The sequence below is a fragment of the Nitrospira sp. Nam74 genome, from assembly GCF_965152615.1.
This window is the reverse complement of the sequence record NZ_OZ224220.1, coordinates 1,897,024-1,911,451: the sequence shown is the minus strand read 5'-3', so window position 1 is coordinate 1,911,451 and position 14,428 is coordinate 1,897,024. Positions and strand designations below refer to the sequence as shown.

Annotated in this window: 9 protein-coding genes and 1 pseudogene; 6 read left to right on the top strand and 4 right to left on the bottom strand. The window is 57.2% G+C overall.

Going from position 1 to position 14,428, the window contains the following annotated elements; genetic code table 11:
- Positions 1–266: 266 nt before the first annotated feature.
- Positions 267–1,418 (top strand): annotated as a pseudogene (locus tag ACWHYZ_RS09170) (IS30 family transposase).
- A gap of 122 nt (positions 1,419–1,540) precedes the next feature.
- Here the strand turns inward: ACWHYZ_RS09170 and ACWHYZ_RS09165 are convergent.
- Positions 1,541–6,193, bottom strand: coding sequence for an LAGLIDADG family homing endonuclease (locus ACWHYZ_RS09165; protein WP_447986970.1), 4,653 nt, complete (start codon positions 6,191–6,193; stop codon positions 1,541–1,543).
- Between the two features lie 257 nt (positions 6,194–6,450).
- Complete coding sequence (locus ACWHYZ_RS09160) at positions 6,451–6,822, bottom strand: DUF4359 domain-containing protein (protein WP_447986969.1); 372 nt, start codon at positions 6,820–6,822, stop codon at positions 6,451–6,453.
- A 335-nt stretch (positions 6,823–7,157) separates the two neighbouring features.
- Between ACWHYZ_RS09160 and ACWHYZ_RS09155 the strand changes: the two genes are divergently transcribed.
- A complete protein-coding gene (locus ACWHYZ_RS09155) occupies positions 7,158–7,451 on the top strand; it encodes a hypothetical protein (protein WP_447986968.1) in 294 nt (97 codons plus the stop codon).
- A 329-nt stretch (positions 7,452–7,780) separates the two neighbouring features.
- On the opposite strand, the gene ACWHYZ_RS09150 is transcribed toward ACWHYZ_RS09155, so the two are convergent.
- Entirely contained in the window at positions 7,781–9,058 is a 1,278-nt protein-coding gene (locus ACWHYZ_RS09150; protein WP_447986967.1) for an AmpG family muropeptide MFS transporter, read from the bottom strand.
- Between the two features lie 114 nt (positions 9,059–9,172).
- Positions 9,173–9,580, bottom strand: a complete 408-nt coding sequence (locus tag ACWHYZ_RS09145) for a hypothetical protein (RefSeq protein ID WP_447986966.1) — start codon at positions 9,578–9,580, stop codon at positions 9,173–9,175.
- A gap of 144 nt (positions 9,581–9,724) precedes the next feature.
- On the opposite strand from ACWHYZ_RS09145, the gene mtaB reads away from it, so the two are divergent.
- From mtaB to ACWHYZ_RS09125, 4 genes are all read left to right on the top strand, one after another.
- Positions 9,725–11,017, top strand: coding sequence for a tRNA (N(6)-L-threonylcarbamoyladenosine(37)-C(2))-methylthiotransferase MtaB (gene mtaB / locus ACWHYZ_RS09140; protein WP_447986965.1), 1,293 nt, complete (start codon positions 9,725–9,727; stop codon positions 11,015–11,017).
- On the top strand, positions 11,014–12,456 hold the full coding sequence (gene miaB, locus ACWHYZ_RS09135) for a tRNA (N6-isopentenyl adenosine(37)-C2)-methylthiotransferase MiaB (protein ID WP_447986964.1): 1,443 nt from the start codon (positions 11,014–11,016) through the stop codon (positions 12,454–12,456). Before mtaB ends, miaB begins: the two co-directional genes overlap by 4 nt.
- A 96-nt stretch (positions 12,457–12,552) precedes the next feature.
- Positions 12,553–13,533 carry a trypsin-like peptidase domain-containing protein gene (locus ACWHYZ_RS09130; protein WP_447986963.1) on the top strand — a complete coding sequence of 327 codons (981 nt, stop codon included), beginning with the start codon at positions 12,553–12,555 and terminating at the stop codon, positions 13,531–13,533.
- A 481-nt stretch (positions 13,534–14,014) separates the two neighbouring features.
- Positions 14,015–14,326, top strand: coding sequence for a hypothetical protein (locus ACWHYZ_RS09125; RefSeq protein ID WP_447986962.1), 312 nt, complete (start codon positions 14,015–14,017; stop codon positions 14,324–14,326).
- The last annotated feature ends 102 nt before the right edge of the window (positions 14,327–14,428 follow it).

Below are 14,428 nucleotides of genomic sequence, written 5' to 3'. Positions count from 1 at the left end.
CGTGCCCCTCATCCCCCGAATAACTTGGGCATGCTGCTGACGGTTGCCTTTGATTCTATCCCTCGGGCATTCCCTGGCCGACCATTCATGCCCGCTATCATCTGCAAGCGTAATGAAGTTCTTACGACGGTAGTATCATTCGGACCATTCCTTTGCTAGTTGTTAACGCTTACTCAACACGTCACGAAGTTGTTAGAAAGCGAGGGCAGATTCAACTGGTCAGTGCAACACCACATGGTTTAATCCAAGATTTGGAGGAATGTGAGATGGCACGAGTTGGACGACCCGGCATGACGGATGCTCAGAAAGACGAAATTTGGCGTCGCTGGCGAAATGGGGGTTCGCTGAGCGACATTGGTCGTGCGGTCGGCAAATTTCCCGCGTCGATTTTCGGGCTATTGCGTCTCCACGGCGGGGTAACGCCGCCAGTTCGTCACCGCGCCGTCCGGGCGCTCACGCTGGCCGAGCGCGAGGAGATCTCGCGGGGCCTCGCGGCCGGCATTTCTCTACGTCAGATTGCCCGGGAGCTTCATCGTGCGGCTTCAACAATCAGTCGAGAGGTCTCGCGAAACACCGATCGGCAGCGGTATCGGGAGAACCGGGCGGATGAGACCGCCTGGGACCGGGCCCGGCGTCCAAAACCCTGTCGCCTCGCGCTCCATGGCCGGCTCCGGTGTCTAGTGGCCAGCAAGCTAGCGTTGGACTGGTCTCCGGAACAGATCGCCGGCTGGCTCAAGCGGACGTATCTGGACAATGAGAGCCTGCACGTGTCTCACGAGACGATCTATCGAACCCTCTTCATTCAGACGCGGGGGGCTGAAAAAAGAGCTCCAGAAGCACTTACGGACCCAGCGCGTGTTGCATCAGTCGAGACACAGCAATATCCGCGGCCTGCGGCGCGGCCAAATTATCAATGGGGTCCCGATTGCCAATCGGTCCCCGGAGGTCGAGGACCGAGCCGTTCCCGGGCATTGGGAGGGCGACCTCCTGGCCGGACGCGGCAATACCCACATCGCGACGCTGGTCGAGCGGCATTCCAGGTTTACGATGCGCGTGAAAGTCAACGGCAAAGACACCAAGAGCGTGGTGACGGCCTCAGCACGCAAGTCAGAAGGCTGCCTCAACGGCTCCGTCAATCGTTGACCTGGGATCGAGGCATGGAACTCGCCGACCACAAGATCTTCACCCTGGCGACGGACGCCCAGGTCTATTTCTGCGATCCCAAAAGCCCCTGGCAACGCGGCACCAACGAAAAATACCAAGAGACTTCTTTTACCCGGGTGGCACGGACCTCTCTGCCCATTCGCAAACCGAGCTCAATAGGATTGCAAGGACGTTGAATCAGCGGCCCAGAAAGATATTGGGCTATGAACCCCCCGGCGGATAGATTACAGGCGAGTGTTGCCTCGACCGGTTGAACTCGCCGGTCCTTCTCGCACAAAATTCACCATTTCAAAAACGGTTGCCCCATTAGAGAACAACCATTGCCCCTTGAGGGAACGACTATTGTTCCAGGGAACGGATGAATTGCCCCTTCACACTACGAACAGCCGCTCGTGGAGCCGCATGTCTCGCATTTTAAACAGGTGCCGTTACGAACAAGCGTGAACTGCTTGCATTCGACACACGGATCGCCTTCATAGCCCTTCAGTCGGGCCGTCTGAACCGCCGTCGCCGTATAGGTCACCGTCTCGCGTTTTAGTTCGACCTTGTGCACACTGCCGTTGCCATTCCCATGTCCGTTACCGTTTCCGTTTCCGTTGCTGCGGCGAGCCGGAAAGACATCCGTGTTAATGGCCTGAGTCGCCAGCGTCTGAGGATCGGCGGGTTCACTGTCGTCGCATTCGGGGTCCTGATCGTCTTTCTTGACCGAATCCATCCGCAGATCTTCCTGCTGCACCTGCGCCAAATCATGGCGACCCAAATAGGTGATGGCGAGTTCGCGGAAGATGTAATCGATGATCGATGTCGACATTTTGATGCGGTCGTTCAACTTCACCGGGCCGTTCGGCTCGAACCGTGTGAAGACAAACGCCTCGACAAATTCTTCCAGCGGCACGCCGTGCTGCAGGCCCAGCGAAATCGCGATCGCAAAACAGTTCATCAAACTTCGGAAGGCCGCGCCTTCTTTGTGCATGTCGAGGAAGATTTCGCCCAGCGTCCCGTCGGCGTAATCTCCCGTTCGAAGATACAGCTTGTGTCCGCCGATGATGGCCTTTTGCGTGTAACCCCCTCGCCGATCCGGCATACGCCGGCGCTTGGCAAGATACCGCACCATCACGCGCTCGGTAATCTTCTCGGCCGCCCGCATGACATCCGGATTCTCCTTCACATCGGACAATTCGCCGGAGTCCGAGGATGCATTGAGCGGCTGACTGAGTTTCGAACCGTCGCGATAGAGTGCGACCGCCTTGACCATGCATCGCCACGAGAGGAGATACGCCGCTTTCACGTCCTCGATGGTCGCATCGGCCGGCATATTGATCGTCTTGCTGATGGCTCCGCTGATGAACGGCTGCGCAGCCGCCATCATGCGAATGTGTGCATCGACCGCAATGTACCGCTGTCCGGTCCGCCCGCAGCGGTTGGCACAGTCGAATACCGGCAAGTGCTCCGCCTTGAGATGCGGTGCGCCTTCTACGGTCATCGTACCGCAGCAGTAATCGTTGGCCGCAACGATTTCTTCCTGGGTATAGCCAAGGGCTTTGAGCATGTTGAAATTTGGTTCATTCATCTGCGCGTCGGTGAAGCCGAGCTTCTCCCGGCAGAATTCTTCCCCGAGCGACCACTTGTTGAAGGCAAATTGAATTTCAAAGGCCTGCGCTAATCCGCCCTCCAGCCGATCCAACGCGGCCCCGTCGAATCCTTTTGATTCCAGCGAGGTGTGATTGACATAGGGGGCGCCCTTGAGCGTGCCTCGACCCGAACAGTAGGTGACGATCTCCTGAATCTGCGGATCGGTGTACCCCAGCGTCTTGAGCGCCGGCGGCAAGCTTTGATTGATAATCTTGAAATAACCGCCACCGGCCAGCTTTTTGAACTTCACGAGTGCGAAGTCCGGCTCGATTCCGGTGGTATCGCAATCCATTACCAGCCCGATTGTCCCGGTCGGGGCAATGACCGTCGTCTGCGCATTCCGGTAACCGTACGCCGTCCCGAGTTCCAACGCGCGGTCCCACGCGCGACGTGCCGCGAGCAGCAAATCCGGTGGACATTGATCCGCCTGAATGCCCTTCGGTTTGATCGTGAGTGATTCATATTCTTCTCCTGGTACATGATAAGCCGCCCGCCGATGATTCTTGATGACGCGCAACATCGCCTCGCGATTCCGCGCAAACCCTTCGAAGGGGCCGAGTTCCGCCGCCATTTCAGCCGAAGTGGCGTAGGATTCTCCGGTCATGATTGCCGTAATCGCCCCGCAGATTGCCAGCCCTCTGGGGGAATCATACGGAATCCCAAGCCGCATCAATATCGTCCCCATGTTGGCGTAGCCGAGGCCGAGCGTGCGGTACACAAAACTCTTCTCGGCAATCGCACGGCTCGGGAAAGACGCCATGAGGACGCTGATTTCCAAGGTGATCGTCCAAAGGCGCACGGCGTGCCGGAAGTCATCGAGATTGAACGTGCCGTCAGATGTGTAGAACTGGTTGAGATTCAATGAGGCCAAATTGCACGCAGTATCGTCAAGGAACATATACTCGGAACAGTTATGCACGACAAGCCCCGAGGCCACGAAGTGATGTGTTGCCTGCTCGGTCAAATCGAACACGTCTTCTTCGCCGGCCGGTTCGATGGAAGCGACCGCGTCCGTCAATTCTTCATGATCGTCCGTCATCTGCCCATTGAGATGAGCCAACGCCGCCGCCTTGGCACTGTCCGGATCGAATCCAATCTCGCGTTCGAATAGTCTCCGGGACGCCCCGCTGATTTTCAGGACACTGACATCGTCGATCCGGTAATCCCGCGGATCGGCCTCGCCGGAGAGAATGGCTGCGAGGCCGTTCTTGTGATTGTGCTCGAGCGTCGACTTGATCCCAAACGACAACAAGAGCAGTTGGACTTGGTGCAGCAGATCCTTCGAGCACGAACTGAGGACGATTTCCGCGCCATCCTGAACGGTGCCATCGGCCGTGAAGAGGCCGCGCAAGAGCGCGGCAAGCGCCGGTCGGTCGAGCTCATAGACCGCCGGGGCAAATCGCTTCCGTTCAAGACCTTCCTCCAGCACTGTCAACTGGTGAAACAGATCGATGGCGCATCGCGCCTCGACTTCCAGACGGGCGGTCGTCATTCCCCGGGTCACGACCGCAGTGTCCCTCGTACCAATTGAACCGGCGCCTCCGGCGGCCACGAGGACCGATTGGTGGACATTCACGCCGGCGGCGACACAGGCGAGCAGATCGGCGTCCTTGATCGGCATGACGAGAATCATGAGTTCTTCATGGTTCTCACGCTGGATCGACCGGGTAAAACAGAGATCGCTGATCGCCACTCCGACGCCGAAAGCAGATTCCGCCGGCAACGTTTGATCGCCGAAGCCAGGGCCCTGTAGAAACACTCGATCCAGAGACGTGAGATTCTTGACTGCAATGTCGCCTCGTCCGGCCGTCAAGACACGATGGTCTCCGGTAATCCGGACCTGATACCCGGATTGCGTGCTCAGGAGCATGATGGGCTTTCGGCCCGTCGGGAAGATGTTCGTAACCGTGTGTGGTTGCCCATCCGATCCGATTACCTCCGCAGTCTTGCCGACTAATTCGTCGATCCGTTGCCAGCCATTGGCAGTGGCAACCAGGGTGTCGCCGGTGACGCATGGATTTGACGCATTGATACGCCCATCCTCGGGGCAGGTGTGCCACTCATTGATCGTCGTATCGTACTGCGTGCCGGGATCGGCGCAAATCCAAGCTGCCCAGGCAATCTTGTCCCAAAGTTCGCGCGCCTTGACTGTCTTGACGATTTTCCCGTCGACACGGCGCGTCAACGGCCAGTCGCCATCTTTGTCGAGCACGTCGAAAAAACTATTGGGCATGCGCACGCTGTTATTCGAATTCTGACCGGAGACCGTCTGATAGGCCTTGCCGTCCCAGTTCGTGTCGTATTCGTGAAAATCAAAATGCGTGAACCCTTCTTTGGCGTACGAGAACATCCGTTGGATGTAGGGTTCCGGCACTGAACTCTGGCGTGCCTCCCTGATGGCTTTTCTCAATTCTGGATTGGTGCGCAGGTCGGTGTCGGCCTTCATGCCCCCATTGCCATCCGGCACATGGCAGGCCTTCAGCACCGCATTGAGCCGTTGTGCACAAATCTTCGAGCCCGTGACCATCGCGGCCACCTTCTGCTCCTCGATGACCTTCCAGTCGATGAACTCTTCGATATCCGGGTGATCCAGATCGAGGCAGACCATTTTCGCCGCGCGCCGTGTCGTGCCCCCCGACTTGATCGCACCGGCCGCGCGATCGCCGATCCGCAGAAACGACATGAGCCCGGAGGACCGGCCTCCACCGGAGAGGGGCTCTGCATCGCCGCGCAACCTGGAAAAGTTGGTCCCGGTTCCCGAGCCATACTTGAACAAACGCGCTTCGCGGGTCCAGAGATCCATGATCCCACCGTCATTCACGAGATCATCGTCGACGGATTGGATAAAACATGCATGAGGTTGCGGGTGCTCGAACGCGTTGGTGGCCTTGACCATCTCGCGGCTCATGGGATCGACGTAATAATGGCCTTGCGCCGGACCGGACAGGCCGTACGCAAAATGCAGTCCGGTGTTGAACCACTGTGGTGAATTGGGCGCGGCCATCTGCCGGGCCAGCATGTGACACATTTCGTCGTAGTACGCCTGCGCATCCTCGTCCGTGTTGAAATAGGAATGGCTCTTTCCCCAGTGCATCCAGCATCCGGCCAACCGGTGGAAGACTTGGCGGGCATCGCGCTCTCCCCCAAGCACCGGTTTTCCATTGCTCCCGATCAAAGGCGCCCCATTGGCATCAACTTGCGGGATGCCGGCCTTGCGGAAATACTTTTGCGCCAGGATGTCGATCGCCAGTTGCGACCACTGTTCCGGAACGTCGATATTGTCTAATTTGAAGACTGTCGAACCGTCAGGATTCTTGATTTCAGAAGAACGCTTGACGAACGTAATGCCTTCGTAGGGACTGTGACCTTTCCGCGTGAACCGGCGTTCAATCCTCACGTCAATCCCTCCTGTTGGTGGCGTGCAAAATCGGTCATTGAATGGGTAGGCGGTTTGGGCTTCAATTTCAGGTGAACGACTAGATATAGCTATTCGGATATTTTGTCAACGCTAAATATTGTGGTCTACCGGTGAATCCAGGGGAAAGCCTGTGGATAAACAAATCAGCGCTCAGGGAGCGGAGGCGGGGCAATTTCAATGGGAGTTATCAACAGAAATTGTAGGACGGGAGAGAGGTTTTTGCGTCGCTTTTTCGTCTAGAGCATCAATCGGCCTAATTTTTTTATCAGGTCTTCCTGGCTTTCGAGCGGAATGAACTGAGTACCGACCCCGATCACGACCACTTCGACTTGCTTGACTCGCGTGGTGAACACGCTGAACAGTCCGTAATCACGGCGGGCGGTATTCGAACGAATTAACGATTCGATTACTTTCTTACCTTGGGTTGCCAGAATATCACGCATGATCCTTTGCTGTGAAGTGCCTTCATCAGGGTTCATGCGCGCCAGAGCCTGGGTCAATTGCGTTTCCAGGAAGCGACCGTACTGGCTCGAGGTGGGATTCGTCGCCGCCAAGGCGACGCACACGCCCAACAAGCCGACCAGGACGATTAATGCACGATTACTCATGGTCACTCTGTTGACCCAATGATTAGTTGTGTTCCTAAAGCTGTTAGCATTCAGCTCTCACCTTTCAGCTCTCCCGGACCCCTCGGGGCCGAAGCAGCATGGCAAGAAAATAACCACCACTTCTTTTCGGTAATCACGTCTGCGCAGACACTGAGTGCTGAAAGTTAACGATTGATAGCTTCTTGCAGTAGTTAACTCTACCGCTCTCTCGGAATTCGAAGCTGACGGCTGATAGCTGAATGCTGACAGCTCTCGCTGCGCGCGTTGACAATGACGTAACCGCTCGCCTATGTTCCGCCCCATGCAGTCCATCGATTACTCGTAAAGGAGGTGCCATGTACGTTTGGAGCAAGCGACTGGTTATTGGGTTATTGAGCGCATTTACCATTCTGCTCGTCCTGTTTATCTTCGAGATTCCCCCCAGCGACCCGAGCAGCTTGAAGATGCACACCACACGGTGGATCATCTTAAACTACATCGGTCTGATCATCTGGGTTGGCGTCTGGATGTTCGACCAGGCACGTGTCCGCGGGAAGAATCTCGCCATATGGGCCGTGCCGTTTCTCTTCGCGCCTCTGCCGGCATTGATGCTGTTCGTGTTAGCGATGCAACGGCGAATCAAACGGTAAAACAGGATGTTGAAAAACCCACATTACACCCACCCCACCCCAGGCGCGCCCTTTCCCAGGCTTTGTTCCCGTCTCGCAAGCGTCCTCCACATACCCCCCGGGAAGATAAGCGCATCTTGTCGCGCTTGGCGTGGCGGGTGAGGTAGGGTACGCCTCCGGCGCTTGCTTCGCCTGCTGCCTTGCTTGGGAAGGAGGCCGTGTTGGAGCGCCTGAGAGCGCGGATCGGAATAGATGGCCATGTTGAACATCCTGCATCTTGTTGCAGTCATCTCTTCGTCGATCTAAAAACAACGGGAACCTTATGCTGTAAAAGGATTTTTGGACATTCGCTATGCCGGTTCGGTTTGGAGCGGCGATTCGTCTTTCAGTGCCTGGGATCGGCCGGTGGTAAAATACTCTCGGAGCCGCCACAACAACCAGAGGCCGGGTAGCGCCGCGAGAAACGTGATGAAGAAAAACGAGACCCAGCCGACCGCTTCGACGACATAGCCTGACGGTGGCCCGACGAACACGCGACCCAACGCCGCCATCGCCGATAACAAGGCATATTGGGTCGCCGTATAGCGGTGATCGCACAACGACATCATGAGGGCCACGAAGGCCGCGGTGCCCATCCCTCCCGCCAAATTTTCGAATGCTACCGCGGTTACCATGATCGGATAGCTCTTCCCGGCCCACGCCAGCAGCATGAACGACAGGTTCGACACGGCTTGCAGGGAACCGAAGATCAGCAACGATCGGAAGAGGCCCATGCGCGCCATCCATGCCCCACCGGCTAATGCACCGACAATGGTTGCCACCATCCCCAACCCTTTATTCACTACTCCGACCTCAGCCGCCTCGAAGCCCATTCCGCGAATCAGAAAGGCCGTGGTCAACGACCCGGCAAACGCATCGCCTAATTTGTAGAGCACGATGAGCGACAGGAGAATCAACGCGGATGAACGGGAGAAGAATTCCTGGATCGGCTGCCAGACGGCTTCAGCAAACGTGCGCGGGATGTTGGCGGGGGACGCCGGCTCGGGGCTGAGGAGTGTGGCACCTACGCCGATGAGCATGAGCGCGGCGATCAGCACATAGGTCTCCGACCAACCGAGATAGGTCGACAGGATAAGGGCGCCGGCTCCGGAGACCAACATGGCGATCCGATAACCGGTGACGGACACGGCGGCGCCAAAGCCGCGCTCAGGCGGCTTCAGCACATCCGTGCGATACGCGTCGAAGACGATATCTTGGGAGGCGGATGTCATGGCGATCAGCAACACGAGACCCGCTAAGAGCAGCGGCGTCTGCGTCGGGTCAACGAGAGCCATCGCCGCAATGGCTGCCACAAGGGCGAGTTGCGTGACAATCATCCACCCGCGGCGACGCCCCAGCCATGGTGGAACAAAGCGATCCATGATCGGTGCCCAGAGAAATTTCAACGTATAGGGCATCCCGACAAGCGTGAAGAGGCCAATGGTGCGAAGGTCGACGTTCACGACTGTCAGCCACGCTTGCAAGGTGCCGGCGGTGAGGGCGAGCGGAAGCCCAGATGCAAATCCTAACGGCAACATCACGGCGATCCGGCGATTCCTGAAGCGAGCCAATGATTCAGACAGTGCCATTAAAGCCTACGGCTCCCTTATGGTGAAGAAACACCGCTGTTCGCCGCAGGATAGTTGGAGGATAAGGAGAAAAGGAAAGATGAGTGAAGGAAAAGCGTGCTTCGTTGTGTGTGCTCAACAACGCTGGCCGTTGAATGTGCACGGTTTGAAGCGCGTCGCATCGAAATCGATGTTCTCCTGATACACCCGTTCGTTGCCATTCACGCCGTCCATCTCCGGATCGTTCCACATCGTGTGGTTCCAGTAGTAGAGGATAGGAAAGCGTTCGGTGTAGTAGACGGGATTCCCGTACGCGCTGCGGGAATAGTCTTGCACCGACCGTGCGGTGACATAGTCCACTTCGCCGTTCCCTTTCAGCGAATACAGCATATAGAGCATTCGGGATTCATGGTCATATTGCTCATCCAGTCGAGAGTTCTCATCGGGCTCCACCGGAAGCGATTCCCGCGCGAAACCGAGGTCGGAAGAAAAGGCCGCGATGAGGGAAACGGCTAGGAGCAAAAAGCAGGCTCTTCGTCGCATTCGACACCTCAAAACATGGTGGGCATGTAAAACGGATCATATAGGGCTCCGAAAATCCTGTCAATCGGCCGGCGTGGGACGCACGCGTCGAAGACCGCCGCCTTCCCTTGCGATGATCGCAAAGCGTCTCCTATAATGCCGGCCATGCGCGTATCACTACATACGATCGGCTGTCGCTTGAACCAAGCGGAAACGGCGGTCCTTGCCGATCGGCTGAAGGCGCAGGGCTATGACGTCGTGGCACACGGTGAGCCGACCGATTTGTTCGTCTTGAACACCTGCTCGGTGACCGATGAAGCGGAGCGCGTCTGTCGCTACGAAATCCGCCGAACGCTCCGGCTCTCCCCTCACGCCTTCGTGGCGGTCACTGGCTGCTATGCGCAGACGGGAGCGCACGCGTTGCGTCAAATCCCGGGCATCGATCTTATCGTAGGCGGACAATACAAGATGAATCTTCCAGACTATCTTCCGGCGCGCGACACGTTGTGCAAACAGCCCGCTCCCGAACTCCTGCATACACGCACGATCGACCGTGAGGACTTTGTCATGTCCGGCGTCGGTGACTATACGTCCGTCCGCGCTAACCTCAAGATTCAGGACGGCTGCAATTTCATGTGCTCCTTCTGCATTATTCCCTTCGCGCGCGGACACGAACGGAGCCGGCAATTCGACGATGTGATCAGAGAGGCGGACGCCCTGGCGGCACGAGGCCACCGTGAACTCGTGCTGACCGGTGTGAATATCGGACGCTACAACGATCATGGCCGATCGTTGGTGGATTTGATTACACGGCTGGAGACCATTGCCGGAGTCGATCGCATCCGCATTTCCTCTATTGAACCGACCACGGTTACCGACGAGCTGCTTGACTACATGGCGACATCCCGCAAGCTCTGCCGCTATCTGCATATTCCGCTACAGAGCGGGAACGACGGGATTCTACAAGCCATGAATCGCCAATACAGCATCAAGGACTATAGTGATTTGATCCAGCGTGCCGTGGTACGCGTTTCAGATCTTGGCCTCGGCACCGATCTTCTGGTTGGCTTTCCGGGCGAAGGCGAGCCCGAGTTTGCAAACACCGTTGCGATGGCGCGAGACCTTCCCTTCGCCTACTTTCACGTGTTCGGATTTTCCAAGCGCCCGGGCACCGCGGCCACCCGCATGAAGCCGGTGCCCCCTCCCTCAACCATCAGGGCTCGATGCCGTAGCCTATCGGTCCTGTCTCGATCCAAACGCTTGGCATTTGCCCAAGGCTATACTGGACGGAGCCTCGACGTGCTCTTTGAAGGACAGGACAAAGGGCTTTGGACAGGTCTTACTCACAACTATTTGCGGGTCGGTGTGGCCAGCCCGGGTGATTTGCGAAACGACATCCGCACAGTCACGATTACCGGCGCCATGGATGAACTGGCTGTGGGAGAATGCGTGGCATGAAGTCTTCCGAACTGGTCGTAATCGACACGCCGTCCTCTTCGTGCCATCAGGTAGTTCCGCCATCCAGCGTGTCCCCGATTCCGAACGCTCTGGCTCCCGGCAACGGCCGTGCCTACCGCGTGCATATTGAAACGTTCGGCTGCCAGATGAATGAATATGATACCGAGCTCGTGCGATCGCTGCTGAAAACCTCCGGGTTTGCTTTTACAGACGATAAGGAAACTGCGGACGTCGTCCTACTCAATACCTGTGCCATTCGCGAAAACGCCCACACGAAAGTCTACGGACACCTGGCGCGTCTCCACCCGCTGAAACGACAGCGCAATCTTGTCGTCGGTGTGCTCGGATGCATGGCGCAGAATCTCAAGCAGGACCTCATCGAGGCGAAATCCATCGTGGACGTGTTGGTCGGCCCGGACGGGTATCGCCGCCTTCCCGCTCTGATCACACAAGCCATCGAATCGCAGGAACGAGGCCTCACCCGAAAAGGGGTCTCGGTCGATCTGTCCGAATATGAAACCTATGACGATATTCTTCCCGAACGGCTGGATGGCCTGAATGGATGGATCGCCGTCATGCGCGGCTGCGACAACTTTTGTACCTTTTGCGTCGTCCCGTACACGCGAGGACGCGAGCGATCGCGCAATCCGCAGGGAATCATTCGCGAAGCCGAACATCTTGCAGCTCACGGCTACAAACAGATCACCCTGCTGGGACAGAACGTCAATTCCTATCGCGCTGACAATTGGGATTTCGCGCGCCTGATCACTGCGGTGGCTGATGTCCCGGGCATCGAACGGGTTCGGTTCACGTCGCCGCACCCCAAAGACTTTCCGCCTGCTCTGTTGGATGCGGTCGCCGACCATCCGAAGATCTGCAAGCATATCCATCTGCCGCTCCAGTCCGGTAACGACCGAATCTTGGCTCTGATGGATCGAACGTACACACGGAACGAGTATCTTGCGCTGGTGGAGGACATCCGCCGTCGTCGCTCCGATATCGTACTGACCACCGATATCATCTGCGGCTTTTGTACGGAGACTGAAGACGAATTCATGGACACCGTTCGCGTGGTGGACGAGGTCGGCTATCATATGGGGTACGTCTTCAAGTATTCGCAACGCAAGAATACCATTGCCGGACGCAAGTACCCGGACGATGTACCGGAAGAGAGCAAGACCGACCGGCTGAACCGGCTCGTTGACCGCCTCAAGGCCATCTCCCTGCAACACAATCTCGACGCAGTCGGTCAGACCTTTCCCGTCCTCGTCGAAGGCGATGCCAAGAAATCCTCATCGCAGTGGATGGGAAAAACAGATGGCGGCATTACCGTCGTCTGGGACAAGGGCACGGCGGCCCTCCAGCCGGGAGCGCTTGTTCCGATTACCGTCACACATGTGACAGCGACGACCTTGTTCGGGCATCCCGTCGCGCCTTGAGGGCTGAATCCCTGCCCACAAGCGCACTACGCTTTGGCTAGGCAGTAGACGACTACGATCCTTCGTCGGTAGACTTGCGGAAACCGGGGAGTTCCTATGCCACTGCTTGTCGTCGTCACCCTTCTTGCTTTCTTCTTTCCCGTCCCGACCACTAGCCTAGCTCAACCCGCTGATCCCACGCCTCAACAGATTTACGAGCGTCTTGCCCCCACCGTGGTCTTCGTCGTCGCCACGCCCGATCACGGCACCGGCGTGGGCGGAACCGGCTCGATCATCCGTGCCGACGGTTTGATTCTGACGAATGCCCATGTGGTTGTCGATCCAACGGATCATCGCCCCTACTCACAGATCTCGATTTTCTTAAAGCCGGAACGTGTCACCGGCAACGCCAAAACAGATTTGGCCCGACGCTTCGCTGCTCGGGTGCTCGTCAGCAACGAGTCGTTGGATTTGGCCTTGCTGCAGGTCGAACACGCACCCGTGCTCCCTGCCATCAGCTTTGGAGATCCCGGCGCCGTCCGCATCGGCGATCGCGTGCTCGCCATCGGCCATCCCGAGCAGGGAGGCATGTGGACGCTGACCGCCGGTTTGATCAGTGCTCAATTCGAAGACTTCAATGGCACGGCCGGCAAACATGTCTTTCAAACCGATACCGGACTCAACCGCGGCAATTCAGGCGGCCCGTTACTCGATCGTCACGGACAGATGATCGGCATCAACACGGCCATGGCGCGTGTCGCAAAAGACGGCACACCGATCATGAGTGTTAACTTTGCGGTCGAGTCCAATGTCGCCCGGGAATGGTTGAAACAACACGGGGTCGACATCGCCTATGCCGACGCGGCTCCCACTCCAAGATCGGCGGAACGCCAAGCCGCTGTGACCGCTCCTCCTCAAACCCCGGCAGCCACGTCAACCCCTGCGATGAAGCCTCCGGTCGCCACTGCCCCACAGATCAAAACCGAACCCCACCCGTATGACATGGATCAGGTGCTGCAGAACACGAGACAGAAACAGATGAAAGAGATGGAAGACCTGCTCTCCGAAAGCCGTGAGAAGATGAAGGGGTATCGATAGCGGACGCGGACAGAGAGGATTACAGCATCCTTGAGGTCGCACACGCCATGCAGTCTAGGTATTTTCGGATTATCGACGGCAGGCTGCGATGACGCTCTCACGAGGGGATTGAGAGTGCATGATTCCAGCAATACGTGGAAGATTTGCCGGCTCGTCCTCTTGACGCTCATCCGGATCATTCGGATTGGGCCGGCGATAGAGAACACGTTCCCGACATGGTCGCGGCTGATAGCATGGCTGCGCAGACCAAGAACCGGGACGACATCAGTAGCGGCTCCGTTCACGGAGTCATCGTCGCGACGTGCTTATAGTCATCGATATCCTTTCTAACGTCTAGGTCGAGGGCATACGTCCCGTACGACGGATTTCTCAGCGTGCTCTTATTGGTCGTCCGTGGGCTACCCGAACACAAGTAACATGCTGCTGTATCGAATCTTCTCTGTAGTGCGGCATCACGTACTTGTCCTCTCAATGCTCCCCGTTGGTATCCTGTGCTTCCACGTCCCAGCCGGGCGTATCGGGTATTTACGACTCGTGGGATGACGTCATCGCACGCTGGATTCGTAAGTCAAAAGAGGCTCTCTACTACGAACTTGGACCGCCGAATCTCCATGCACTAGAGCTTACCGATGGACAGACGGAAATGATGTGGGACATGACGATCGATCGGATGCCGGGCCAAGCGGATGAATACGGACTCCTGCCACTCACCCGCTCGCAACCCTGCCGACTACTGTTTGTAGGCGATCAGGAAGGAATGATTCGATGGGGGAAACGGATCGGCTGCGCATAACCGTTGCCGGAACATCTAAGCTAAACGATACGACATGTGTCCTTTAGTCCCTCAACGCGATTCACTTCAATCCCGGACGCTGCTCCCATGTAAGGGTGGGGC

Excerpts from the sequence above, each read along its gene's own strand:
- ACWHYZ_RS09155 (WP_447986968.1), top strand. The coding sequence starts at position 7,158 with ATGTACGTTTGGAGCAAGCGACTGGTTATTGGGTTATTGAGCGCATTT.
- ACWHYZ_RS09145 (WP_447986966.1), bottom strand. The coding sequence starts at position 9,580 with ATGCGACGAAGAGCCTGCTTTTTGCTCCTAGCCGTTTCCCTCATCGCG.
- ACWHYZ_RS09150 (WP_447986967.1), bottom strand. The coding sequence starts at position 9,058 with ATGGCACTGTCTGAATCATTGGCTCGCTTCAGGAATCGCCGGATCGCC.
- miaB (WP_447986964.1), top strand. The coding sequence starts at position 11,014 with ATGAAGTCTTCCGAACTGGTCGTAATCGACACGCCGTCCTCTTCGTGC.
- mtaB (WP_447986965.1), top strand. The coding sequence starts at position 9,725 with ATGCGCGTATCACTACATACGATCGGCTGTCGCTTGAACCAAGCGGAA.
- ACWHYZ_RS09130 (WP_447986963.1), top strand. The coding sequence starts at position 12,553 with ATGCCACTGCTTGTCGTCGTCACCCTTCTTGCTTTCTTCTTTCCCGTC.
- ACWHYZ_RS09160 (WP_447986969.1), bottom strand. The coding sequence starts at position 6,822 with ATGAGTAATCGTGCATTAATCGTCCTGGTCGGCTTGTTGGGCGTGTGC.